Source organism: Nocardia otitidiscaviarum NBRC 14405 (assembly GCF_000308635.1).
GTDB lineage: Bacteria > Actinomycetota > Actinomycetes > Mycobacteriales > Mycobacteriaceae > Nocardia > Nocardia otitidiscaviarum.
The window spans coordinates 43,529-66,936 of the sequence record NZ_BAGD01000113.1; the positions used below are offsets into that span (position 1 = coordinate 43,529).

Annotated in this window: 26 protein-coding genes and 1 tRNA gene; 13 read left to right on the forward strand and 14 right to left on the reverse strand. The window is 67.9% G+C overall.

What is annotated here, in order from left to right; genetic code table 11:
* Positions 1 to 29 precede the first annotated feature (29 nt).
* A tRNA-Arg gene (locus ON31_RS25825) sits at positions 30 to 102 on the forward strand.
* Between the two features lie 74 nt (positions 103 to 176).
* Here the strand turns inward: ON31_RS25825 and ON31_RS36940 are convergent.
* The 4 genes from ON31_RS36940 to ON31_RS25835 form a co-directional block, all read right to left on the reverse strand.
* Positions 177 to 323, reverse strand: a complete 147-nt coding sequence (locus ON31_RS36940) for a hypothetical protein (protein WP_157533779.1) — start codon at positions 321 to 323, stop codon at positions 177 to 179.
* 110 nt (positions 324 to 433) lie between these two features.
* Positions 434 to 640 carry a hypothetical protein gene (locus ON31_RS25830; RefSeq protein WP_147287037.1) on the reverse strand — a complete coding sequence of 69 codons (207 nt, stop codon included), beginning with the start codon at positions 638 to 640 and terminating at the stop codon, positions 434 to 436.
* A gap of 23 nt (positions 641 to 663) precedes the next feature.
* Complete coding sequence (locus tag ON31_RS36945) at positions 664 to 834, reverse strand: hypothetical protein (protein WP_157533781.1); 171 nt, start codon at positions 832 to 834, stop codon at positions 664 to 666.
* A gap of 183 nt (positions 835 to 1,017) precedes the next feature.
* Positions 1,018 to 1,206 carry a hypothetical protein gene (locus tag ON31_RS25835; RefSeq protein WP_039817349.1) on the reverse strand — a complete coding sequence of 63 codons (189 nt, stop codon included), beginning with the start codon at positions 1,204 to 1,206 and terminating at the stop codon, positions 1,018 to 1,020.
* Positions 1,207 to 1,432: 226 nt separating this feature from the next.
* Between ON31_RS25835 and ON31_RS25840 the strand changes: the two genes are divergently transcribed.
* From ON31_RS25840 to ON31_RS25850, 3 genes are read left to right on the forward strand one after another with little or no spacing between them, the layout of a single operon-like run.
* Positions 1,433 to 1,762, forward strand: coding sequence for a hypothetical protein (locus ON31_RS25840; protein WP_039817350.1), 330 nt, complete (start codon positions 1,433 to 1,435; stop codon positions 1,760 to 1,762).
* Entirely contained in the window at positions 1,740 to 2,255 is a 516-nt protein-coding gene (locus ON31_RS25845) for a DUF6879 family protein (protein ID WP_039817351.1), read from the forward strand. Before ON31_RS25840 ends, ON31_RS25845 begins: the two co-directional genes overlap by 23 nt.
* Complete coding sequence (locus ON31_RS25850) at positions 2,252 to 3,091, forward strand: helix-turn-helix domain-containing protein (RefSeq protein ID WP_039817352.1); 840 nt, start codon at positions 2,252 to 2,254, stop codon at positions 3,089 to 3,091. Before ON31_RS25845 ends, ON31_RS25850 begins: the two co-directional genes overlap by 4 nt.
* 613 nt (positions 3,092 to 3,704) lie before the next feature.
* Here the strand turns inward: ON31_RS25850 and ON31_RS25855 are convergent.
* The 3 genes from ON31_RS25855 to ON31_RS25860 all read right to left on the reverse strand — a co-directional run bounded on the left by ON31_RS25855 (position 3,705) and on the right by ON31_RS25860 (position 5,321).
* On the reverse strand, positions 3,705 to 4,145 hold the full coding sequence (locus tag ON31_RS25855) for a type II toxin-antitoxin system VapC family toxin (protein WP_039817353.1): 441 nt from the start codon (positions 4,143 to 4,145) through the stop codon (positions 3,705 to 3,707).
* Complete coding sequence (locus ON31_RS35865) at positions 4,142 to 4,396, reverse strand: type II toxin-antitoxin system Phd/YefM family antitoxin (RefSeq protein ID WP_081592740.1); 255 nt, start codon at positions 4,394 to 4,396, stop codon at positions 4,142 to 4,144. The genes ON31_RS25855 and ON31_RS35865 overlap by 4 nt, the downstream gene beginning before the upstream one ends.
* A gap of 292 nt (positions 4,397 to 4,688) precedes the next feature.
* Positions 4,689 to 5,321: a TetR/AcrR family transcriptional regulator gene (locus ON31_RS25860; RefSeq protein WP_039817354.1), complete on the reverse strand. Its 633-nt coding sequence runs from the start codon at positions 5,319 to 5,321 to the stop codon at positions 4,689 to 4,691.
* Between the two features lie 95 nt (positions 5,322 to 5,416).
* On the opposite strand from ON31_RS25860, the gene ON31_RS25865 reads away from it, so the two are divergent.
* The 3 genes from ON31_RS25865 (at position 5,417) to ON31_RS25875 (ending at position 8,138) form a co-directional block, all read left to right on the forward strand.
* Entirely contained in the window at positions 5,417 to 6,268 is an 852-nt protein-coding gene (locus ON31_RS25865) for an alpha/beta fold hydrolase (protein ID WP_039817355.1), read from the forward strand.
* A gap of 176 nt (positions 6,269 to 6,444) precedes the next feature.
* On the forward strand, positions 6,445 to 7,317 hold the full coding sequence (locus tag ON31_RS25870; protein WP_039817356.1) for an SDR family NAD(P)-dependent oxidoreductase: 873 nt from the start codon (positions 6,445 to 6,447) through the stop codon (positions 7,315 to 7,317).
* 395 nt (positions 7,318 to 7,712) lie between these two features.
* Positions 7,713 to 8,138, forward strand: coding sequence for a DUF4189 domain-containing protein (locus tag ON31_RS25875; RefSeq protein ID WP_039817357.1), 426 nt, complete (start codon positions 7,713 to 7,715; stop codon positions 8,136 to 8,138).
* A 72-nt stretch (positions 8,139 to 8,210) separates the two neighbouring features.
* On the opposite strand, the gene ON31_RS25880 is transcribed toward ON31_RS25875, so the two are convergent.
* Entirely contained in the window at positions 8,211 to 8,660 is a 450-nt protein-coding gene (locus ON31_RS25880; RefSeq protein WP_039817358.1) for a hypothetical protein, read from the reverse strand.
* A 173-nt stretch (positions 8,661 to 8,833) separates the two neighbouring features.
* On the opposite strand from ON31_RS25880, the gene ON31_RS25885 reads away from it, so the two are divergent.
* Positions 8,834 to 9,700 carry an Ig-like domain-containing protein gene (locus ON31_RS25885; RefSeq protein WP_051037755.1) on the forward strand — a complete coding sequence of 289 codons (867 nt, stop codon included), beginning with the start codon at positions 8,834 to 8,836 and terminating at the stop codon, positions 9,698 to 9,700.
* An 88-nt stretch (positions 9,701 to 9,788) separates the two neighbouring features.
* Here ON31_RS25885 and ON31_RS25890 read toward each other — a convergent pair whose 3' ends face one another.
* Complete coding sequence (locus ON31_RS25890) at positions 9,789 to 10,430, reverse strand: DUF4097 family beta strand repeat-containing protein (RefSeq protein ID WP_039817359.1); 642 nt, start codon at positions 10,428 to 10,430, stop codon at positions 9,789 to 9,791.
* 224 nt (positions 10,431 to 10,654) lie between these two features.
* On the opposite strand from ON31_RS25890, the gene ON31_RS25895 reads away from it, so the two are divergent.
* The gene (locus ON31_RS25895; protein WP_039817360.1) at positions 10,655 to 13,816 is read left to right on the forward strand and encodes an AfsR/SARP family transcriptional regulator; all 3,162 of its coding nucleotides are present in this window, start codon (positions 10,655 to 10,657) and stop codon (positions 13,814 to 13,816) included.
* Here the strand turns inward: ON31_RS25895 and ON31_RS25900 are convergent.
* From ON31_RS25900 to ON31_RS25920, 4 genes are all read right to left on the reverse strand, one after another.
* The gene (locus tag ON31_RS25900; RefSeq protein ID WP_039817361.1) at positions 13,800 to 14,567 is read right to left on the reverse strand and encodes an ABC transporter permease; all 768 of its coding nucleotides are present in this window, start codon (positions 14,565 to 14,567) and stop codon (positions 13,800 to 13,802) included. The genes ON31_RS25895 and ON31_RS25900 overlap by 17 nt on opposite strands.
* Complete coding sequence (locus ON31_RS25905) at positions 14,564 to 15,508, reverse strand: daunorubicin resistance protein DrrA family ABC transporter ATP-binding protein (RefSeq protein WP_039817362.1); 945 nt, start codon at positions 15,506 to 15,508, stop codon at positions 14,564 to 14,566. The genes ON31_RS25900 and ON31_RS25905 overlap by 4 nt, the downstream gene beginning before the upstream one ends.
* A gap of 1,659 nt (positions 15,509 to 17,167) precedes the next feature.
* Positions 17,168 to 18,973, reverse strand: coding sequence for an AMP-dependent synthetase/ligase (locus ON31_RS25915; protein ID WP_039817366.1), 1,806 nt, complete (start codon positions 18,971 to 18,973; stop codon positions 17,168 to 17,170).
* Entirely contained in the window at positions 18,966 to 19,421 is a 456-nt protein-coding gene (locus tag ON31_RS25920) for a MarR family winged helix-turn-helix transcriptional regulator (protein WP_051037756.1), read from the reverse strand. The genes ON31_RS25915 and ON31_RS25920 overlap by 8 nt, the downstream gene beginning before the upstream one ends.
* A 195-nt stretch (positions 19,422 to 19,616) precedes the next feature.
* On the opposite strand from ON31_RS25920, the gene ON31_RS25925 reads away from it, so the two are divergent.
* Positions 19,617 to 20,249, forward strand: coding sequence for a VOC family protein (locus tag ON31_RS25925; protein WP_039817369.1), 633 nt, complete (start codon positions 19,617 to 19,619; stop codon positions 20,247 to 20,249).
* A 158-nt stretch (positions 20,250 to 20,407) separates the two neighbouring features.
* Here ON31_RS25925 and ON31_RS35870 read toward each other — a convergent pair whose 3' ends face one another.
* Positions 20,408 to 20,683 (reverse strand): helix-turn-helix domain-containing protein, encoded by a 276-nt coding sequence (locus ON31_RS35870; protein WP_081592738.1) that lies wholly within the window; start codon positions 20,681 to 20,683, stop codon positions 20,408 to 20,410.
* Between ON31_RS35870 and ON31_RS25930 the strand changes: the two genes are divergently transcribed.
* The 3 genes from ON31_RS25930 to ON31_RS25940 all read left to right on the forward strand — a co-directional run bounded on the left by ON31_RS25930 (position 20,669) and on the right by ON31_RS25940 (position 23,397).
* Positions 20,669 to 20,839, forward strand: coding sequence for a nuclear transport factor 2 family protein (locus ON31_RS25930; RefSeq protein WP_174385117.1), 171 nt, complete (start codon positions 20,669 to 20,671; stop codon positions 20,837 to 20,839). The genes ON31_RS35870 and ON31_RS25930 overlap by 15 nt on opposite strands.
* Before the next feature lie 181 nt (positions 20,840 to 21,020).
* Positions 21,021 to 22,385, forward strand: coding sequence for a hemolysin family protein (locus ON31_RS25935; RefSeq protein ID WP_039817370.1), 1,365 nt, complete (start codon positions 21,021 to 21,023; stop codon positions 22,383 to 22,385).
* Positions 22,378 to 23,397 carry a hemolysin family protein gene (locus ON31_RS25940; RefSeq protein WP_039817371.1) on the forward strand — a complete coding sequence of 340 codons (1,020 nt, stop codon included), beginning with the start codon at positions 22,378 to 22,380 and terminating at the stop codon, positions 23,395 to 23,397. Before ON31_RS25935 ends, ON31_RS25940 begins: the two co-directional genes overlap by 8 nt.
* The last annotated feature ends 11 nt before the right edge of the window (positions 23,398 to 23,408 follow it).

Sequence of the window (23,408 nt, forward strand, 5' to 3'; positions counted from 1 at the left end):
GGTAGGCGGCGCCCCGCGCCGCGACCCAGGCCCTCGTAGCTCAGGGGATAGAGCACCGCTCTCCTAAAGCGGGTGTCGCAGGTTCGAATCCTGCCGAGGGCACGTCATCGGTGCTGGTCACAGCGTTTTTCCTCCGGGCTCAGTGCGCCGCGCGGAGGGTTCTGACTTCATTCTGACTACTTCTCCGCGCGGTTCCACCAGTCGCGGCGGACGTTCCGCAGCCGCATCGGCTCACCGTTGGTGGCCGGGAATTCGAGGTCGTGCGGCCCTTTGTCCCCGATGAGGTCTTTCACCATCGACATGACGAACTTGAGGACAGCCACGTGGCGATCCTTGCCCGTCTTGGTGGAGCCGTGAAGGGCGAGCCCCCCGCTCTTCCGCCCGGAGACCCTGACGACGACTAGCCGTGGTCGAATATCGCCTGACCCAAAACTCAATTCACCCCCGGATCATTCGTGTGATCCGGGGGTGAATTCAGCTTTCGGGTCTGTCCGGCAAGTACCTGCCACCGCGCCAATTCGGCTTCCGGTGATGGGCTGCCGTCCTGCGGGTTCGTGTTGACGTCGGGGTCTTTGAGCTTGCCGAGTGTCACCGGCTTGCCGTCTGCCAGGGTGGAGTTCTCTACCCGCACGAAGTACACGTTGCGGGCGATCCCGACCCCCTTCAATGTCTTTGCCAGCGGATTTGCGATGGGGCGGAGCTGATCGGCCGAGGTGATTCCGGGGGGCAGAGGTCGAACGCGACGCCTTTGGCGTCGGGGTTGATGTCCTTCATCGGCGTGACTCGGCCCGCGACGACCAGCACGTCGGCCGGAAGGGCGGCATCCTTCACCACGGTTTCGAGGTAGGCGTTTTCGGTGGGCTGCGGCTCCGCGCAATTCGCAGGTGCGGGTGCCGCGCTGGTGAAGCACGCCCCCGGCGTACACCCGTAGCCTTCACCGATCGGGCCAGAACACAGCCACAGCTAGCACACTCAACGGCAGGCCAATCACCACCACCCACCCGATAATGACCCAGTTCATCGCATCTCGTTGTCCTGCACAGAGATCGGATCTACGTCGATCACCGGCATGGTCACAGCGGCTATCGCGGCCACGACCTCGGCGTGGAGGTCTCCCACATCGACGAGCCACCCGTCCAAGCCGACCATCGACCAGGTGCCGTCGCTGTGCTGGAGATATCGTCCGGTCCCTATCACCTGGTCCATGGCCCTGTCACCTTCGGTCCGGTGTCGTTGGTACGCGCCCACCGCCGAGGATCGATGAGGGCACGGCGTCCACCCGGCGGCGGGGCTGAAACACACGCTATGCGTGCGTATTCCACGCCCAACAGAAAATTGCGCAATATTGCGGCGAACTTCGCTGTGCCCCCAGGTCAGCCGCCTGATGATGGATACGTGCCCTCATCGGCACGCCCACACCACGGGAGGAACCATGAAGCTCGAAAGACTCGGCGGCGACAGCACCGACGGGCAGTCACCCACCCTGTTCCTGAGCGACCGAGGCTCGTACGTCACACAGGGGTGGCGTACCGACCGGGCCGACACCATCGAGATACCCCACCGCCTGATCCGCCACCTGAAACCGGGGACCTGCCTCGGCGCGCTGCTGCGAGACACCGGACATGGCACCTTCATGCTGACGGGAGAGCCCGTCACCGATCCGGAAGCCCTGAAACAGATTCAGCTGCCCGGTCACGAGACAGCGGTCGAGGTGCCCATGGGCACGGAGCGGAGGCGTGATGCTGCACCTAACGTTCGATGATCTGGCGCGCGCCTTCCGCACCCACCGCCGGGCCTTCCATCTCGAGGTCCGCGACGATTACAGCGGAGTGGCCGGGGAAGCGGACCGCGTGCGGCGGTTCCTGGAAGGCCAGCCCCAAGACCCGACCGCGAGCGCGCGGTGGCACGCTCTCATACGGGATGTCACCGGCGCGGGCTGTGCGGTGCAACGGGTCCGGGTGATCACCGAGCCCCATGGGGACTACACGCGATTCTCGGTGGGCACCACTGCCGCCAATATCGAAGTGGGAGAAGATATCCGGTGGCTACCGCGCCAGAACGCGCCAGCCGATCTTCCCGATGACGATTGGTGGTTGTTCGACGACGACATGGCTGCCTACACCGTCTTCAACCACGACGGCACCGCCGAGCCGGGCTGGGCCGCGACAACAGACCCAGTGGTCACAGCACACTATGCCCAACGCCGAGACGAGCTGTGGGCCAAGGCAGTTCGGCACACCGAGTATGCCCGGTGACCAATGCGGGTGAAGCGCGCCGCGACCTGGGAGCCCGATTGCGGGGCATCCGGGTGGCGGCGCGTCTACGCGGTTACCAGCTGGCAGAACAGGCAGGCTGGCATCCGGCGAAGGTCTCGCGTATCGAGCACGGCACGCAATCGCCGTCCGAGGAAGACCTCGCAATCTGGTGCCGCATCACCGGAACCGAGAACGAATACCCGGATCTGCTGGCAACGCTGCGCAATATCTCCGCCGCATGGATGGAGTGGCGGCGAATCGTCGGCCACGGCTACTCCAGCCATCAACGCCAGATCAGCGGCATGGAGGACCGCGCCGAACTCCTGCGTGGTTTCGACCCCCAGGTCTTCCATGGCCTGATGCAGACCCCGGACTACGCGCGTGCGCTTATGGCCGCCGGGATGGCCTTCCTGAACACCAGCCGCGACCTGGACGCCGCCGTCGCCGCGCGCATGAAACGGCAACATGTCCTCCACGAAGGGCGGCATCGCTTCTACTTCCTGATCGGTGAGCAAGCACTCAAGACGACGGTCGGCACCAATGACGTAATGGCCGAGCAGCTGCAACATGTACTCGCCTTGATGGATCTCCCCCGATTGGTTTTCGGCATCGTCCCGGCCACCAGCCCCTTCTTTCGACGCACCACCGATTTCGTGCTGTACGACCGCCGCAAGGTTCTGGTGGAGACCATCACCGCCGAGTCCGCCATCACCCAGCCCCGAGAGATCGCCCTCTACGAGAAGGTGTTCAACGGACTGGCGGAGCAAGCCATCCACGGCGACGCCGCCCGAGAGCTGATCGGTGCCGAGTTGACGCGGCGTGAAAGCGGCTCGTGAGCACGCGAGCGTACGGTCGCCGACTGGTCGGCAAGCGCAAGTTCCGACTGCGAAACATCGGGACTGTGACCACCCATGAGGTGTCCGTCGTGGTCGATAGGGTGCGGTGCCCAGCATGACGGTCTACCGCGGCGGGAGACGATTCCGGCGGGCAGAAGGGGTCGATTTTTCCTTCTTGGTGCCGTTCGTCGGGCTACTCGAGCGGATACCCGAACCGCCCGATCGCGTGACAGCTGCCCTATCGGGTTCCGCAACCCCGCGTCACGCATCAGCAGGCGATAACCCGCTACCGCGGCATGTGCGCCGATGTAGAAACCCGGTAGCGGGCTTCTCTTTTCCTCGCCGCGACGTCGAGACGCCCGTCCGTACTCATCGACGTGGTTGCACGCCCGCGCATATGCCCGGTGAGACGCTTCCCCGCCGTCGCGCTCCCTCCCGACGCACGATTCGCAGTGTGTTGCCAACCTCGATCACCTCGACCTCGTCCCCCTCCTCTTCCTACGTAATACATCAGATACGTAGTACTACCGAGTGGGTGCGGTCCCGACCACGGATCACGATGTATCCTCAGCAGCTGACCTTCGATCGGCGGCCAAGGAAACCCACGCTGCTCTCAGGCCGCGGATTCTGGCGCATTCGTATCGAAGGTCGCCACTCCCAATGCTCTCCACGTTTCGAGGAGTCGCTTGTCGCCCGACGCGGCGACGAGATCCGTGTCCTCCAACTGTTCGGCTGATGCGCAATGGACCGCGTCGTAGCCGCGCAAGGCCAGCGAGTCTGTCAGCTCCGCTGCGCGGAGGATCAAAGGCTCATCTACCTCGGATACCTCGATCTGCGGCCAGAGCTGATCGAGCAGTCGTCGAGACGACGCATACCCGGCGTCGTCGAGACGCGCCATGCGGTGAGCTTGCGCGAGTGCGGCTGCAGTTTCGACGTAGAGCATCCTGCTCGACACAACAGCGTCGGCATCATCCCAGAATCGGCGACAGGCTCGACTGCTCGGTTCCTCGACCAACAGCGGCACGAACGCCGACGTGTCCAGGTATCCGATCATCGGCGCTGCTCATCTATCAAGTCGCTGACGACGCCCTTTCCCTGAACAGGCGTTGGAGCCGGCTGCTTCTTCTCGCGTGCCGGTCGTATGCGTCCTTCGGCGCGCAACTGTTCGAGTCTGGTCGGCTGCTCGACGGGAACGATGCGGGCAATCGGCCGCCCGTGATCGGTAATCGTGACGGTACGGCCGGAGCGAACCTCGGCCAGGTGACGGCTGAGGCTGTCGCGCAGTTCTCGAATTCCGACGTCCACGATCAACTCCTATCGCCACATATCGATGGCAAATTATAGCCACAAGTACACCCCCTCTGGCACTCAAATGGCAAATGGACTGGCGTCCAGCTGTGCGCACGGGCATCGAGCATCGGCGAACACGGTGGCGCGTATGCGACCTCGTTCGGGCAGACATCGCCGCGTGGGCACGCAGTGTGTGTGCGCCACCTGTCGTCCAGCCACCGGCCTGCGCCGAGCACGATCGGCATGGTTGGTGCCGAGGGCTCCGGTAGCCCGTTTGGCCACGGGTGACGTGAATCCCGCGCGTCCCTCAGCCTCGGAAGCGGCTGAGGAAGGTTTCCACGCCCTCGGTCAGGAGCTTGTCCGCCGCATCGGGCGGGATGCTGGAGCCGAGAGACCCGACGATCAGGTGCGGGTAGATGGTGAGCGCGAAGAACTGGGTGACCGCGATTTCCATATCGGGGATATCCAGTAGCCCGCGGTCGCGGAGGTCGCCGAGCAGTTCGGCGGTCGCGGCGGCCGACAGCGCGGGGCCGCGCTGCTGGTAGGCCGGGCCGAGGTCGGGGAAGCGGCGGAGTTCGCCGGTGACCAGATTCCGCAGGGCCAATCGGGAGGGGTCGGTGGCGGAGTCGATCAGGCTGCGGGCCGCGCGCAGGAGCGCCTCGCGCGGGTCCATCGTGACGGTGAGTTCGGCGCGTACCTCCGCCAGGCTCGCCCGCGCCTGGGCCATGGCCTCGCCGACGACTTCGGTGAACAGTTCTTCCTTGCTCGGGAAATGGTTGTAGACAGTCACTTTCGACACGCCCGCCGCAGCGGCGATGGTGTCCATACCGGTGTCGAACCCGGAGTGGATGAACAGTTCCCGGGCCGCGGCCAGGATCGCCTGCCGACTGCGTTCGGCGCGTTTGCCGGTCGGTGCCGGGGTGCTGCTCGCTCGGGCCACGGGACCAGTCTAAACCACAAATTAACTATTGAGTACAGTTCTTCCTTACTGTACCGTTCAGTTAACTTATCGTTCGATGGTCAGGAGCACCCCCGATGACCCGGAATCCGACAGCCTCCTCCGCTTCCGCTCGCACCCTCCGTGTCGCCGACGCGACCCTCCACTACGAGGTGCGCGGGCAGGGTCCGCTGGTAGCGCTCATCGGCGCACCCATGGACGCCGACGCTTTCGCACCGCTGGCGGATCTGCTCGCCGCGGACTACACGGTGCTCACCGCCGATCCACGCGGCAGCAACCGCAGTGTGCTCGATGATCGCGAACAGGACACCACCCCGAAACTGCGCGCCGCGGACCTGTCCGGACTGCTGGCTCATCTCGATGCCGGACCCGCCGCGGTGTTCGGGTCCAGCGGCGGTGCGGTCACCGCGCTCGAGCTCGCTCGGTCGCGGCCCGATCAGGTGCACATGGTGATCGCACATGAGCCCCCGGTGGTGGAGCTTCTCGAGGATGCCGAGGATCTGCACGCGGGCACCGAGGAGATGATCGCCACCTACCTGCGCGGCGATGTGCTCGGCGCCTGGGGGAAATTCATGGCGCAAGCCAACATTCATCTCCCCGCCGGGGTACTGGAGATGATGTTCGGCGGTGAGCGCGATCCGCGCGCGCTCGCCGACGAACGCCGGTGGTTCGCCCACGAACTGCGGGCGACCACCCGATACCGGCCCGATATCGACGCGCTGCGCCGGTCGGGCGTCTCGATCGTGGCCGGCATCGGTGAGGACTCGGCCGGGCAACTCTGCGACCGCACCACACGCGCGCTGGCCGCGGCGCTTGGTGTGGAACCGACGCTGTTCCCCGGTGATCACACCGGCTTCGCCCAGCAGCCGCAACAGTTCGTCGAACCGTTGCGCGCTGTGCTGCGTCGGGCTCGAGCGCTCTCCGACTGAGCGAGCCCCGAGGGCAGCGCCGGCGTTACGCCGAGATCTAAACAAGACGATACGTCTCGTCTTGACAAGTCGGTCGACATGGCGCAGAGTTGCACGCATCAGCGAGACGCAACGTCTCGTTCCAACTCCGCCGACTACGCCTTCGAGGCGCGAGTGCCAGACGAAAGGGATTTGCGTTGTCCAGAACCTGGTTCATCACCGGAGCCAACCGCGGTCTCGGCCGCGCGTTCACCGTGGCCGCGCTCGCCGCCGGTGACACCGTCGTCGCGACCGCCCGCGACCCGCACGCCATGGCCGACCTGGCCACCGAGCGGCTCACCGTGCTGCCCCTCGACGTCCGCGACCACGACCGCGTCCGCACCACGGTGGCCAAGGCCTTCTCCGTCACCGGCCGCGTCGACGTCATCGTCAACAACGCGGGCTATGGGCTCGTCGGCGCGCTCGAGGAACTCACCGAAGCCCAGATCCGCGACCAGATCGACACCAACTTCTACGGCGCACTCTGGGTCTCGCAGGCCGCGCTGCCGCACCTGCGCGCCCAGGGCTCCGGCCACATCGTGCAGATCTCGACCGTCGGCGCGGTCGGCTCGCTGCCGCTGTTCAGCATGTACAACGCCAGCAAATGGGCACTCGAGGGGTTCAGTGCCTCGCTCGCCGACGAGCTACGCCCGTTCGGCATCAAGGTCACGCTCGCCCAGCTGGGCGGCTTCGACACCGACTGGGCCACATCGAGCATGAAGTTCGCCACCGGCATTCCCGCCTATGCGGCGATCCGCGAAGCCATCCTCGGCATGCCCGACTACCCCGACCCCACCACCGCACCGCCCGCCGCCGAGCCGCCCGCGACCGACACCACACCCGCCGCCGAGGACGAATGGGCCGATGCCGCACCCGAAGTCGCCGCGACCGCCCTGCTGGCACTCGTCGACGACCCAAACCCGCCGCTGCGCAAGGTCATCGGCCCCACCGCCCATCAGATGGTCACCATGGCCCTCGACGCCCGCCGTCAGGATTACCTCACCGACCCCGAATTCACCTGGCCCGCTTAACCGGCGGCAGGGTCCAGCGAGTGGAGTACGGCTGTCGCACCGGTCGAATACCGACTTATCGCGGCGAGTTCGACTCACGGTGCAGGAAGGAGGCGACCGTGGGAGACGCGGCTCCGGCCGGTACACGACCGAAACATGGGACGCGCCGGCCAGGCTTTCCCATGTCCGCGGGCCCGCCCATGCGGTTCACCCAAACCGTTTGGTCTGAATCTCGAGACAGCGGATCGGGCACGGCGTAGAGTTCGCGATCGGTGAACTGATCTTGGTTGCGGCGGTCGCGGCAACTCAGGAGCGCGGCGATCGCGAGAGTTCGACGAATCGGCACTGTCGACCCGGATCCGGATCGCACGGACCACACGGTGGCGGGACGGATCCCATCGCGGGAGAAGACGCTGATGAGCCTGTTGCACAAGGTATTCGGTATGTGCGCGTTGGCCGTCGTCGCCACGGCCTGTCCGGGGATCGCGGCGGCACAGCCCGGTTCCGACGGGCGTTTCTACGGATCGATGGCCTCGGAGATCCTCGGGGACCAGGTCCACATCATCTGGGCACTCAACTACCCGAGTTGGGCGGACTCCGACGGCCAGGTGCTGTCGAAGTGCGTTTCGGAGAACTGCACCGTGCGGGCGCGGTTCGCCAATGGGTGCGGGTCCATCGCGATCCGCAATGGCGTGCTGCTGGGCGGGGCGGGCTTCACCAGGGGCGACGCCGAGGGTGCCGCCATGGCCGCCTTCGGTCCTCCGGACCTCGTTTCGATGAGTGCGGGCGGCGATCCGTTCCCCACGGTGCTGCACACCGAATGCACCGCCCACTCGGGCTGAACGGGCAACCGATTCGCTTCGCCCGATCGTCGGCCGACGACATGAACCTCCTGCCGTCGGCCGTCACCCGTCCTAGAAGCCGAAACTGCCGGTGGCGGGCGGTGTTCCAGTGGTGGGGACGGTGATCGCGACGAAGTCGGTGAACTGTTCCTCCCACTTGTTCACACAACCGCCCCGCACCTGGATCGTGGATCCCGGTTCGAGACCCGACAGCGTCACGGTGAGCGTCTGGCCGACCTTGGCGAGGGTGTCGTTGCGGGCGGGCTCCTCGTATCCGTCCAGGGGATCACTGTCGCCGAAGAAGACGCGCTGATCGCCGATCGACGCCTCCGCCCAGCAGGCGCCGCGATCGTTGGGGTTGCGCAGGGTGGCCGACACCGCGCCGGCACCCGCGCCGTTGAAGCTCACCTCGGGGGCATTGAAAGGGGTGTCGGCGTGCGCGGGCGCGGCGGCGACGGGTGCCAGCGCCATGGTCGCGGTGGCGGCGAGGAACCCGATACGGGAGAGTCGTCTGTTGATCACATCAACCTACCTTTCCATGAAATGCCTTGCGCCGCACTGTCACCACATCTGAATTGCTCATATTTCAGAACCTGTTCCACCAGTGGCCCGCCCGTGATCTAATGCTCGCCAACTCGGGTGCGTCAGCGCCTCGATAACGATGTCGAGGGGCACCCGGGGGCGTGGGAGTGACGATGGTGGACAGCAGAATGCAGCGGGTGGCCGGATCGGTGGCCGCGGCCGCGGTGGCGGCCGGTTTCGCGGTGGCGGCGATGCCGGGGACGGCGGCGGCCGATCCGGGGACGATCACCTGGACCGACGGGAACAGCAAGTTCACCCGGACGGTGTCGGACACCAATCCGGTCGTCGGTGACATCGTCACCGTCACAACGAAATTCGAGCGGACCGGGATCCCGGTGGAGTACATCTACTCGATCAAGGATCTGCACCCCGCCTGCCTGACCCCGGTGCCGGGCTCGGCACGCATGGGCGGTGACCAGGTCCAGCTCGACACCTCGTCCTCGGATTGGGTTCGTGCCGAGTTCGGGATCACCAAATACCCGGTGTACCCGAATATCCAGCCGAAGTCGCAGACCTTCGAGGTGCAGTACACGGTGGGCGTCAACTGCGCCCGCGACACCCCGCTGCCGACCTCCATGCACTACGGCGGCTCCCTCGGCGAGGGCATCTACCAGGGCAAGGGTCCGGCCATCACGGTGTCCGGCGATGCCGTGTCGAGCACGGTGCTCACCGATGTGACCGGCGCGCAGGTCGGCAAGGCCGTGACCCTGGAGGCGAGCGTGTCGCCCGCGGCCGCGGGCGGCACCATCCAATTCAAGGCGGGCGACCAGGTTCTCGGTGACATCCCCGTCGCCGCGACCGGCAAAGCCTCGATCGTGTGGACCCCGGGCGCGCCGGGCGACTACACCATCGGCGCGACCTTCTCCGGCCGCAGCGGCGTCGCCGGATCGTCGACCACCAAGGTGGTCACCGTGGCCGACCAGCCGACCGATCCCGACCCGGGTCCCGGCAAGCCGAGCACGGGCTCCTTCGGATCCTGATCGGCATCCCGGCCGCGCGGACCGAACGATCAGCGCGGCGCGCGACAATGCGCGCACTCACCATCCGGTCACCGGGAGGCCGTCGAATTCACGCGGCGGTGGCGTGGCGAACGATGATGTTGCCGTAGGTGTTTCGCGCGTAGACCTGAACGACTTCAGCGCTTCGCGCGTCGCCGACCGGGTCCATGAGGTTGCGGACCGTGCCGACCGGCGCGGTGGTTTCCAGGCGCACGGTGCTGCTCGGGTGGACGCCGACCTCCAGTTCGCCCATGGCGGTTTCCAGCCGCAGCACGCCGTGGCTCGCCACGCCGATGCGGATATCGCCCTGGGCGGCCTTGGCGGTCACGGAGCCGCGGATATGGTCCAGGACGATGTCCCCGGCGGAGATGTCGAGGTCGCAGTCGCCGAGTTCGCCGGTGGTCAGGATGTGGCCGACGGCGGCGGTGGCCGACAGGCGGGAGCCGGTGGGGACCTCGATGGTCACCTCGATGGTGGGGTTGCCGCCGAACGGGGTGTAGGTGCGCCAGTCCTTCGGGGCGCGCACGGTCAGGGTGTCGCCGGAGAGGTCGACGGTGGTGTGCGCGGCGGCGCGCACGTCACCCTTCTTGGCCGGGTCGGCCGGGCGCACCTCGACCGCGGTGTCGGTGCGGTCGGAGGCGATCACGGTGACCGAGGCAGACAGCACCTCGGCGGCGACGGTGATCGGGTTCGGGGTCTGGAAAGTGGGCATGACGGGCTCCTCGAGCGTAGGTCGGTGCACCGGGAGGCGTTCCGTGAGCCGGAGCCGCACTCGCCGTGCTGTTCACGGGGATTACGGTCGCCGGGTCCGCTGACAGGGAGCTGACAGCCCGCTGATACCGCCGAAGCCACCGCGTCATGCCTGGTCACCGGCGTTCGTGAGGCCGCCGAAAGGTCGCCGGACGAAACACCGACCGATGGCGGCAGAATGTCCGGGTGCAGATCAGAGTGCTGGGACCGCTGGAGATCCGGACGGATGAGGGTGGTGCGATCGAGGTGTCCGGGGCGCGGTTGCGGGCGTTGTTGATCGCGCTCGCGCTGGAACCCGGACGCGCGGTGCCGAAAGCACAACTGGTCGACTGGATCTGGGGTGAGCAGCCGCCGGCGGACGCGGCGAACGCGTTGCAGGCGCTGGTCTCCCGGCTGCGCCGGGCGCTGCCGGACGGTGCGCTCGACGTGCAGGCTGGCGGGTACCGGCTGGCGGTGCCGCCGCACGCCGTCGACGCCCATCGGTTCGAGCGGCTGCTCGAACAGGCTCGTGGCGGCACGGATCCGCAGCGGGCCCCGCTGCTGCGCGAGGCGCTGGAGCTGTGGCGCGGTGCGCCCATGCGCGATGTCGACATCGACAGCGGAGCGGCCGACGCCGTGGTCACCCGCTTCGAAGGACTGCATCTCGCCGCCCTGGAGGACCGCTACGAGGCGGAGATCCGCCTGGGCACCGGCGCGGAACTGGTCGCCGAGCTGACCGAGGTGGTCGCCCGGCATCCGCTGCGGGAACGGCTGGCCGCCGCGCTGATGCGGGCCCTGGCCGCCGCCGGTCGCGGCGCGGAGGCGCTGACCGTGTACCAGCGGACCCGCGAGGCGCTCGCCGACGAGCTGGGCGCGGATCCCTCGCCGGAACTCTCGGCGCTGCACGTCGCCCTGTTGCGCGGCGAGGTGGGTGCGCAGGACGAGGAACGCCGGACCAATCTGCGGGTCGAACTGACCAGCTTCGTCGGCAAGGACACCGAAATCGCCGTGGTCCGTGAACTTCTCGCGGGATATCGGCTCACCACCCTGACCGGCCCCGGCGGCTCCGGCAAGACCCGGCTCGCGCAGGAGACCGCGCGCACCATGCTCGACGATCTGCCGGACGGGGCCTGGCTGGTGGAGTTGGCGGCGCTCGGCCCCTCCGGCGATGTGGCGCAGGCGGCGTTGGCCGCACTCGGGCTGCGGGACACGCTGCTCGGCGGCGCATCCCACGCCGAACCGATGGAACGCCTGATCACCGCCCTCCGCGACCGGGAAACACTGTTGATCCTGGACAACTGTGAGCATGTGATCGAGGCGGCGGCACGATTCGCGCACCGGATCCTCGGCGAATGTCCGGGCCTGCGGATACTTGCCACCAGCCGGGAACCGCTCGGCATCACCGGTGAGGCGATCCGGCGGGTGGAACCGCTGCTCTCCCCCGCCCCCGACGCCGACCCCGCACAGATCGAATCCGCGCCCGCCGTCAAGCTGCTGCGCGATCGCGCCGCCGCCGTACGCCAGGACATGACAGCGGATCCGCCGACCCTGGCGACCATGGCCCGCGTCTGCCGCGCACTGGACGGCATCCCGCTGGCGATCGAGCTGGCGGCGGCCCGGCTGCGCACCATGTCCCTGGATCAGCTCGCCGACCGCCTCGATGACCGGTTCCGACTGTTGACCGGCGGCAGCCGCACCGCCATTCCGCAGCACCGGACCCTGCGCGCGGTGGTGGACTGGAGTTGGGAGCTGCTCACCGACAGCGAACGGGTCGTGCTGCATCGGCTCGCAGTCTTCGCCGACGGCGCGAGTTCCGAAGCGGCCGAACAGGTGTGCGCGAGCGACGAGACGAACCCGGCGGTCGAGGCGTGGGAGGTGCCGGACCTGCTCACCGCGCTGGTCGAGAAGTCGCTGCTGCGCAGCACCGACGACGATGCCGCTCGCGCGAACGGGCCGCGCTATCGGATGCTCGACACGATCAAGCGGTACGCCCGCGATCGGCTCGACGAATCCGGCGACGCCGAATCCGCGCGGCGGGCGCACCTCGCGTACTGCACCGACCTGGCCGCGACCGCGGAACCACATCTGCGCCGTGCCGAACAACGGGAGTGGCTCACCGTGCTCGCACTCGAGCACGACAATATCGCCGCCGCCATGCGCGCCGCGCTGGCCGTCGACGACGGCCCCGGGGCGCTGCGGCTCGCGGCCGCAGCGGGCTGGTACTGGTGGCTCGGCGGGCACAAGGCCGAGGGCACCGAGTTCGTGACAGCCGCCGCCGACGCCCGCGGCGAGGTGGACGACGAGACCCGCGCCACCGTGTACGGGCTGGCCGTCCACTTCCTGAGTTCGGGGCGCAGTGGCGAACAGCAGCTGGCGGAGTGGATTCGCAAGTCGCACGAATACGCTCACGACCGCCGCGACGGCCATCCGACGCTGCGGTTCGCCGGTGTGCTGGAGCGGCTGCTGCACGGACCGCAGGAGTATCTGCCCGCGTTCGAATCGCTGCTCTCCGACGAGGATCCGTGGGTGCGGGCGCTGGCTCGGCTACAGCTGGGCAAGATGCGGGTCGTCCTCGGTCAGGACGGTCCGGAGACCGGTGACCATCTGCGGACCGCGCTGACCGAGTTCCGGGAGATCGGAGAGCGGTGGGGTATCTCGTTCGCGCTCACCGAGCTGGCCGACCATTTGGCCACCGGCGGCGAATTCGCCGCCGCCGGTGAGCTTTTCGACCAGGCGGCCACGGTGGTGGCCGAAGTCGGCGCGTACGAGGACACGGTACGGATGCGGGCGCGGCAGGCGCAGCTGTACTGGCTGCTGGGCGATGCGGACGCGAGCGGGGCCGCGCTGGCCGAGGCGCGGCGGCGGGCGGAACAGGCCGCGTGGCCCATCGCACGCGCCGAATTGGCTTTGGCCGAAGCGGAACTCGCGCGGTGGACCGGCGACACCGAGCGGGCGCACCGGCAGATCGACGTCGCGACGACCATGCTGGGCGTGGAAGCGGAACAGCCGCACACCAGCGCGGTCATCCACGAGCTGCGCGGCTATCTGGCGACGGATCTCGATACGGCCCGCACCCACCACGACGCGGCCTACCGGGCGGCCACCGCGTCCGGACACGTCCCGCTGCTGGCTCGCGTGCTCGTCGGCATCGCGGATCTGGCTCTGCGGTCGGGTGCGGACGAGCGGGCGGTGCGGCTGCTCGCGGCGAGCACGACCGTGCGCGGACGCTCCGATCGCTCGCTGCCCGACGCGGCCCGCATCGAGGCGACCGCACGGCAGCGCCTCGGTGACGCGAGGTTCACCGAGGCGCTGCGGGAGGGTGAGCGGACCGACTGGCAGGACCTGGTCGCCGCTACGCTCGCTTCGTGAAAGTGGCGCGCGACCACAGGAATCCGACGATGGCGAACCCGGCGCACCAGGCCAGCGCCGCGGCGGTGTCACCGCCGGAGGGGTTGCCGGAGAGGAATCCGCGCAGCGCCTCGATGATCGGCGTGAAGGGCTGGTACTCGGCGAACTGCCGCACCCCCTGACCCATCTGCTCGGCGGGCACGATGGCGGTGCTCAGGAAGGGCAGCATGATCAGCGGCACCACGCTCATGCCCGCCGACTCCGGGGTTTTGGCGGCCATACCCAGCGCGACCGTCAGCCAGGACGCCGCGAACGAGGTCGCCAGCATGACGCCGATCGCACCGAGCCAGTCGGTCGCGGTGGCGGCCGGGCGGAAGCCCAGCGCGAAGGCCACGCCGATGACCGCCGCGATGGCGACCAGATTGATGACGATGGTCGCCACCACATGCCCGATCAGGATGGCGCTGCGGGAGACCGACATGACCTTGAACCGGTTGATGATGCCTTTGGCCATATCGGAGCTCACCGACACCGCGGTGCCCGACAGCCCATAGCTGATGGCCAGCAGGATCATGCCCGGCGTGGCGTAGTCGATGTAGTCCTCGCCGACGTCGAACGCGCCACCGAACACGTACACGAAGATCAGCATCATCACCACCGGCATCAACGCCGCATTGAAGATGGTGACCGGATTGCGGGCGATGTGCTTGAAGTTGCGGCCCAGCATGGTCGACGAATCGGCCAGCGATGCGACCGGGGACAGGGTGCTCATGATGCGACAGCCTCCGTGGTGGCGCGCCCGGTGAGGGCGAAGAAAACGTCATCGAGATCGGGGGTGTGAATGGAGACCTCGGCGGCCTCGAGCGAGTACGCGGCGAGCCGGTCCAGCAGGTCGCGCAGGAAGGCGCTGCCGCCGCTGCCCTCCACCCGCAGGGCGAGAGCGTCGTCGTCACGGGTAGCGGTGGGCAGGGCGCGTTCGGCCGCCGCCACCTCGGCGGCGGTGGTGAAGCGCAGCCGGATGTGGCTGCCGGGGATACGGCGCTTGAGTTCCTCGGCGGTGCCCTCGGCGACGATGCGCCCGGCGTCCAGCACCGCGATCCGATCGGCCAGCTGATCGGCTTCCTCGAGGTACTGGGTGGTGAGGAAGATGGTCACGCCGTCGGTCGTGAGTTCGCGGACGATCTCCCACATGGTGCGGCGGCTGCGTGGGTCCAGCCCCGTGGTGGGCTCGTCCAGGAAGACGATGTCCGGCTTGGTCACCAGCGTCATGGCCAGATCCAGTTTGCGTCGCATGCCGCCGGAGTAGGTGGCGGCGGGCTTGCGCGCCGCCGCCGTCAGCTCGAAGCGTTCCAGCAGTGCGTCGATCACCTGCTGCCGCCGCGCGCCCCGCATCCGGTGCAGGTCCGCCATCAGCCGCAGGTTCTCCTCACCGGTGAGCAGATCGTCCACGGCGGCGAACTGCCCGGTCACCCCGATGACCCGGCGCACCGCCTCGGGCTCGGTCACCAGATCGTGCCCGGCGATGCGCACCGTGCCGCCATCCGCCGTCTGCAGCGTGGTCAGCACGTTCACCGTCGTCGTCTTGCCCGCCCCGTTCGGGCCGAGCAGCGAGAAGATCGTGCCCGCACCGATATTCAGGTCGATTCCGTCGAGGATCGTCTTGTCCCCGTATGCCTTCCGCAGCCCGGAGGCCACGATTGCCGCGTCGTTCATGGGTAGAACGATCACGGCAGCGCCTGACACCGACCTGACACCGGGCTGACACCCCCGCCGACACGGCGTACGGCGCGGTTGACCGAGGTGTCAACGACCTCGGTCTCTTGTTGTCTCCTCACGAACCGGCGTTCGAGCGGCGGTCACGAGCCGCTGCAAGACAAACTCCAGCGATGCCATGCCCGCGGGGTCGTACTGATCGAGCGCGTCGATCGGCCTCTGGTCCGCTCTGCGTCGCGCCAGTTCGAACTCCTTGACCACTCGGTGCCATCGCTCATATGCGGCTTGCTTGGATGACCCGCATGCTATGCCGACCTGTTCCCAGGTCGCTCCGACCAAACGAGCAGCGGCTACCGCAGCACCCAGGTCCATATGTGCCAGTCGCAGGATCTGTAGCTTGGTCAACTCCAAGCGAAGGCGGTCCTCGGATCGATCCGACTTTTCGGTTCGATCACCATCTCGGTCACGGGGAAGCCCGAGCAGCCTCCTGGCCAATTCGTCGCATTTGTCGTTCACTGCCAAACTGAGATCAGTCGCAGCCTGCGCCACCAGCGTCGGATCCGAAATAGATAACAACCCGTCCGGTACTTTTTTTCGCCCTCGGGACATACATAAAGACTTACTTGACGCAGCAACACGCGTCAAGATTTCCTTTATCGCAATATCCGGAGACCAGGCCAGATAAGCGGCATTATCTGTGGAGCCCCCAATGCATGCAGTGATGCACCTCACTCGATAGATGTGATCTACGCAACAAAAATATTCGGGTCGCAATACTCGGCCCGCCCGTAAAAATTGAACCACCATCGCTCAACCAGGCTTTTATACGCCGCATATGAGTTCGGAATGCCAGCACGACACGAATCATCCGACGTTATCTTCTCGTGATCTAGTCACACGGGCCAGCTACAGTCGTATTCAGCGTTGCAGCAAGGTCCAGGACCCAAGCTTCGACATAGTGTGGTAATCGATGTCGTGATCCGCCCCCGTGCCAGCGAGGGCGGATCACGGGTTCTCGACAGCCGCCGCAATGCGTCCAATTTCCGCTACTACCTCGGAGCTGTCCTTGCCGACGATATCGGTTGCTACCACCCAGAGCAATCGCACGAGCCTTCGCAACGATCGAACAAATGCAAGTACACCTCATTGCCTGTTGCCGACGGCGACCTCGATGATGAGGAGCCACCGTGCCGGCTGATCACGAAGGAGAGGCCACACCCGCACCCATGTCCGAGTCCATCCACCCCCGAACTGGCGCAACGCAACCAACTCCACAGGAAGTGCCACAGGTCGCGCGCACCCAAGATCCCGACCGACCCGCATTCCACACAGCAGAGCCGTCACCTTGGACACCGCAAGCGGCCTTGACAGTCCTCGGACTGGTCGGGATGAGCTTCGCCTTCATCATCGTGCTCGCACTCGCGGTGGGGATGGATCCGAAAGTGGCTGTCCCACTGACGATCTTGCTCGTTTCCTGCATTGTCATGTGCATTACGCCGAGGAAGGGAAGCGCCAGCCTCGGTCGACGCCTGTGTCGGCTCTTGGTGGCCTATTACAGCGACGGCCCCCAGGATGGAACCCGATAGATCGTCAAGCGTCGGAGCTCCCGAGCGCGGGAATCGCAGCGTAACCGGTCCCGCGCCCAGAGTTCGGGCATGCTCAGCGGCGGTACATGCTCTCGATCTCGGCGGCGAAGCGTTCGGCGATGACGTGGCGTTTGACCTTGAGGGTGGCGGTGAGTTCGCCGGACTCCTCGCTGAGGTCGCGGGGCAGGATGGTGAACTTCTTGATCGCCTCGGCGTGCGAGACGGTGTTGTTGGCGTCGTCGACGGCTCGCTGCACCTCGGCCAGCAGGGTCGGGTCGTCGCGTAGGTCGGCGATGGTGGCGTGGAGCGGGGTGGCGGTGGTCGCCTTCCAGGACTCGAACGCCTCCGGGTCGATGGTGATCAGGGCGGTGATGAAGGTGCGGCCGTCGCCGACCACGATCGCCTGGGAGATCAGGGCGTGCGAGCGGATGCGGTCTTCCAGTGGGCCGGGTGAGACGTTCTTGCCGCCCGCGGTGACGAGCAGGTCCTTCTTGCGTCCGGTAATGGACAGGAAGCCGTCGACGTCGAGTTCGCCGAGATCGCCGGTGCGCAGCCAGCCATCGGACAGCGCCGCGGCGGTGGCCTCCTCGTTGCGCCAGTAGCCGGCGAACACCACGCCGCCGGACAGTTCGATCTCGCCGTCCTCGGCGATCCGAACCCCGTTGCCGCCCAACGGCTGTCCCACGGTACCGATCTTCACCGCGCCCGGCACGTTGACGCAGTGCGCGGCGGTGGACTCGGTCAGGCCGTAACCCTCGTAGATCGGGACGCCGACGCCGCGGAAGAAATGTCCGAGTCGGGGCGCGAGCGCGCCGCCGCCGGAGATGGCGAACTCGCAGTCCCCGCCCAGGGCCGCGCGCAGCGGCGCGTACACCAGGCGATCGCACAGTGCGTGCTGGACGCGCAGCAGCGGGGACGGTCGCCGCGTGAAACCGCCGGTGCGATCCAGATTCTCGCTCCACCGGATGGCGGTGCGCTCGGCGAACCGGAAGATCGCGCCCTTGATCGCTCCGCCCTCGTACGCCTTCTTGTCCGCGCCGTCGCGCACCTTCTCGAACACCCGCGGCACCCCGAGAATGGTGTGCGGGCGGAAACGCGTGAACTGCCCGGTAATGGTCTTGAAGTCCGACCAGTGCGCCTGGGTCATGCCGCCCTCGAGGGCGGCCAGCGAGACGGCGCGGGCCAGCACGTGGGCCAGCGGCAGGAAGGTGAGCATGCGCTGCCCGGGGCGGGCAACGTCGCCGATGCTGGCCTTCAGGATGCCGCGCACCTCCGACAGGAAGTTGCGGTGGGTGAGCATGCAGCCCTTGGGGCGGCCGGTGGTGCCGGAGGTGTAGACCAGCGAGGCGAGGCCGTCGGCACGCAGCCCGTCGAGCCGCTCCCGCAGCGCCGCGTCGGGCACGTCCGAGCCCTCGGCGATCAGGGTGGCCTCGGCCCCGTCGTCGATGACCAGCATGCGCCGCAGCGTGTCCGGCGCGGCGGTGACCAGATCCTTGTGGCGAGCGGTCTCCACCACTGCGAGCGCGGCCCCGGAATTCTCCAGGATCCAGCGCACCTGGTCGGCGGAGGAGGAATCGTAGACCGGGACGGTCACCGCACCCGCGGCCCAGATCGCGAAGTCGAGCAGCGTCCATTCGAATCGGGTCGCCGACAGCAGCACCACCCGGTCGCCGGGTTGGATGCCATTGGCGATCAGGCCCTTGGCGACGGAGGAGACCAGGCGCGCGAATTCGGCGGCGGTGACATCGCGCCACTGGTCGCCGGTGGGCCGGGAGAACAGCACCCGGCTCGGATGGTGCTCGGCCTGGGCGTAGACCGATCCGACGATGGTCTCGTCGTCGGCGATGGTGAAGCTGGCTGCCGCGGTGAACTCACGCATGCTCGTCTCCAGTGGTCGGATGGGGGTGACGGAATCGCCGGAGCGCGGCGGCGAAGTCGGAGATTTCCCGGGAGGTCCAGTCGGTCATGCGCTCGCCGAGCAGGGTCAGATCCCGGGCGACCGCCGCTTCGAGCGCCTGCCGTCCCGCGGGGGTCAGGGTGAGCGGGTATCCGGCGTGCAGGCTGCCCTCCCCCGCCGCCACCCAGCCCGCGTCCATGCAGGACCGCAGCTGCCGCGACACCGTCGACCGGTGCACTCCGAACGCCTCGGCGAGCTGGGTGGCCCGGCAACCCGGATTCCGCGCGATATAGGACAGCGTCGACTGCTGGGCGAACGACGGCACGCCGTCGGCGGCGGGACGGCCCGCGATGATCTCGCGGACGATCCACGCGAGCTCGTCGTGAACCGCGACGAGCTCGGGGGACGCCCCGCCCGACTCGTGTTGCATAGCGCAACTATAGCGCCGCGGACGGCCGCCCCGACGGACCGGGGTGTTCGGCCGCACGACCGGCCGATCGCGCCGAACCGGACCGGATACCGAGGCACCGCCACCGCCCTGCGCACCACTACGTGCTCGTTCCGTGCCCGGAATCCGTGGTTGGCACGGATGTCGTTCCGCCGCGCGGAAAATAGCGTTGGCTACATGAACTCCACCATGGAAACCAAGACCGACATCACCGTTCACCTCGAGGTCGCCGACCCCGACGCCGCCCGCGCCACCTACGACGCGGCCTTCGGACTGGGCGATCGTGTGCAGTTCCGCGCCGGGCAGGAGCCGTCCTCCGGTTTCCGCGGCTTCATGCTCTCCCTCGTCGTCGCCCAGCCCGGCACCGTCGACAGCCTAATCGCCACCGCGCTGGACGCGGGCTTCACCACTCTGAAGCCGGCCAAGAAGACCTTCTGGGGCTACGGCGGCGTCATCCAGGCCCCGGAGGGAACCATCTGGAAGATCACGAGCTCCAACAAGAAGAACACCGGCCCGGTCACCCGCGAGGTCGACAGCATCGTGCTGCTGCTCGGCGTCGAGAACGTCAAGGCGACCAAGCAGTTCTACGTCGACCACGGCCTGCCCGTGGGGAAGAGCTTCGGCAGCAAGTACGTCGAGTTCGCCACCCCGGGCTCGACCGTCACCCTGGCGCTCTACGGCCGCCGCGCCGCCGCCAAGGACGCGGGCGTCGCCCCGGAGGGCTCGGGTTCGCACCGCATCGTCATCGGCGGCGACACCGGCACCTTCACCGATCCCGACGGATTCGTCTGGGAGTCCGACGCTGTCTGATCCCGGGCTGCCACCACCGACGCCGCGGGCGGAATCGAACCGGTGGACCACGCGGACCCACCGCCGTGGTCCACCCTCGATTCCCCTGCGGCACACCGCTGCTTCCGACCGAACCGAGCCGACATCCGCTCGGCGTTCCACCGGCCGGCGCGGTGCGGTCACCGAGCGTCGCGGGGCACTCGGAGCAACCGAGCTTGCAGGGCCAGGTACAGCACCGCCGCGTCCGGTACCGCGTAGGTCGCGCCGGTGAGCCGCTCGAGGCGGTGCAGCACCGTATTGCGGTGCAGATGCAGTCGCTCCCCGACCGCCGATGTCGAACCCGCGAGTTCGAACCAGGCCAGGGCGGTTCGGACGAGCGCGTCGGCGTCGGCGGGATGCAGCCGGTCGAAGGCGCTGAGCAGGTCGGCGAGGACTTCTGGGTGGTGCGGTGGCACCTGACCGGAACCTCGGCGACCGGCAACCCGGTGGCGGTCGACATCGCGGACTTCGTCCTGGTCGAGGACGGTGCGGTCAAGGAAAAGCACTCCTACGCGGACGGTATCGCCATGCAAGCCGCGCTGGCACCGGGCGAAACGGCGGCCGCGCGCTAGTGCGAGGGGAACCGGGCCGGGGTTGTGACCTCGGCCCGGCATAGGACCGCGGCGGCCCGATTTGCCCTATCCTCGATGCCACCTATCCGTCCTGGAGAAAGCAGGTCATGAAGCGACGTTCGCGCCGCCGCCGAAAATCCGTTCCCGGTCGAAGTAAGCGACCCCGACGAGGGGAGCTGACGTGGTGACCGCGGTGAGCATTGTCGTCGGCGTGTTGGTCGTGTTCGCCATCACCGCGGTGACCGGGTACTTCGTGGCCCAGGAGTTCGCCTATATGGCGGTGGACCGGTCGCGGTTGAAGGCGGCCGCGGAGGCGGGGGACGCGAGTGCGGCCCGGGCGCTGGGGGTTACGCGGCGCACGTCGTTCATGCTGTCGGGGGCGCAACTCGGCATCACGGTCACGGGGCTGCTGGTCGGCTATGTGGCCGAACCGCTGATCGGCCGCGGGATCGGGGATCTGCTCGACGGCGCGGGAGTGCCGCTCGCGGTGGGCGTCGGCATCGGCGCGGTGGCGGCCGTGGTGTTCTCCACGCTCGTACAGATGGTGTTCGGCGAACTGGTGCCCAAGAACCTCGCCATCGCCCGGCCCGAACCGGTGGCCCGCTGGCTGGCCTGGTCCACCACGCTGTACCTGCGCCTGTTCGGCTGGCTCATCACGCTGTTCGACCACGCCTCGAATCTGCTGCTGCGCGCGGTGCGCATCGAACCGGTGCACGATGTGGAGCATTCGGCCAATCCGCGCGATCTCGCGCATATCGTCGCCGAATCCCGCGATGCCGGTGAACTGCCCGCCGACCTGTCCACGCTGCTCGACCGGATGCTCGACTTCCCCAGCGGCAGCGCCGAACACGCCATGATCCCGCGGCCCCGCGTCGACACCGTGCGCGCCGATCAGCCCGTCGAACTGGTGCTGGAACGGATGGCCACCGGCCACACCCGCTATCCGGTGATCGGCGAGACCAGCGACGACCTGGTCGGCATCGTGCACCTGCACGACCTGCTCGCGACCACTGTCACCGGGCCGGTCGCCGCCTACACCCGGCGCGCGGTGGTGGTGCCGGAATCGCTGCCGCTGCCGGAGGTGCTGGCCAGGCTGAACGCGGCCGAGGACGAAATGGCGCTGGTGGTGGACGAATACGGCGGCTTCGCCGGGATCGTCACCATCGAGGACATGGCCGAGGAGCTGGTCGGCGAACTCGCCGACGAGCACGATCCGTCCACCGATCCGAGTCGGGCGCAGCGGCTCGACAACGGTTGGCTCATGCCGGGCGGCCTGCATCTCGACGAGGTCGCCCGCGAGCTGGACCACCGGCTGCCGTCCGGTGACTACGAGACGCTCGCCGGTCTGCTCATCGCCGTGCACGGTGACCTGCCCGCCGTCGGCGACACCGTCGATGTCGAACTGCCGCCGGACCCGGCCGAACTGGTGGCCGACGCCCCACCCACACCCAGGGTGCTGCACGCCGAGGTGCGTGCGGTCGACAAACACGTGCCCGCACAGGTTTTCGTGACCGTCACCGAGTCGCGGGAGGACGACCGTGGATAACCCGTGGATCGTCGCCGCCGTCACCGTCGCGCTCATCGCGGCCAGCGCCTTCTTCGTGGCGGTGGAGTTCGCGCTGGTCGCCGCCCGCCGCTACCGCCTCGAGGATGCCGCGCCGCACAGTGCCGCCGCCCGCGCCGCCCTGCGCAGCGCCTCGGAACTGTCGGTGCTGCTGGCCGGATCGCAGCTCGGCATCACCGTCTGCACGCTCGCGCTCGGCGCGATCACCAAACCCGCTGTGCACCACTGGCTCACCCCGGTCTTCGAAACCTGGGGCGCGCCACTGTGGTTGGCCGATGTCGCCGGATTCGTGCTCGCCCTGCTGATCGTGACCTTCCTGCACCTGGTGATCGGTGAGATGGCCCCGAAGTCCTGGGCCATCGCGCATCCGGAGCGGTCGGCGATCATGCTGGCGCTGCCCATGCGCGCCTTCATGTGGCTGACCCGGCCGCTGCTGACCCGGCTCAACGAACTGGCCAACTGGTGTCTGCGCCGGATCGGCGTACAACCGGTCGACGAGGTGTCGGCCGGGCAGAATTCGGAGGCGCTGCGGCATCTGGTGGAACACTCCGCCACCGTCGGCGCGCTCGACCCCGACGACCATCGGCGGCTGGCGGCCGCGCTGGAACTGGAGAGCGTAACCGTCGCGGATCTGATGCGGGCCGACCCGAATCCGAGCTCGGTACCCGCCGACGCCGACCCGGCCCAGATCCAGACCGCCGCCGACGCCACCGGGCATCTGCGTCTGCTGGTCACCGGTCCCGACGGCATCACCGGCGTGGTCCACGTCCGCGACGCGCTGCGCGCCCCGGCCACCGCGACCGCCGCCGACCTGGCCCGCCCGGTGCTGCGGCTGGCCGCCGACACCCCGGCCTATCAGGTGCTGCGCACCATCCAGGATTCGCGCAACCACCTGGCCGTAGTGTCCGACGGCGACGGGCGGTTGCTCGGCGTGGTCACCCTCGCCGACATCCTGCAGCGCCTCATGCCGACCCCCAGCCGTCCGGCGACCTGACGGGGTGGACG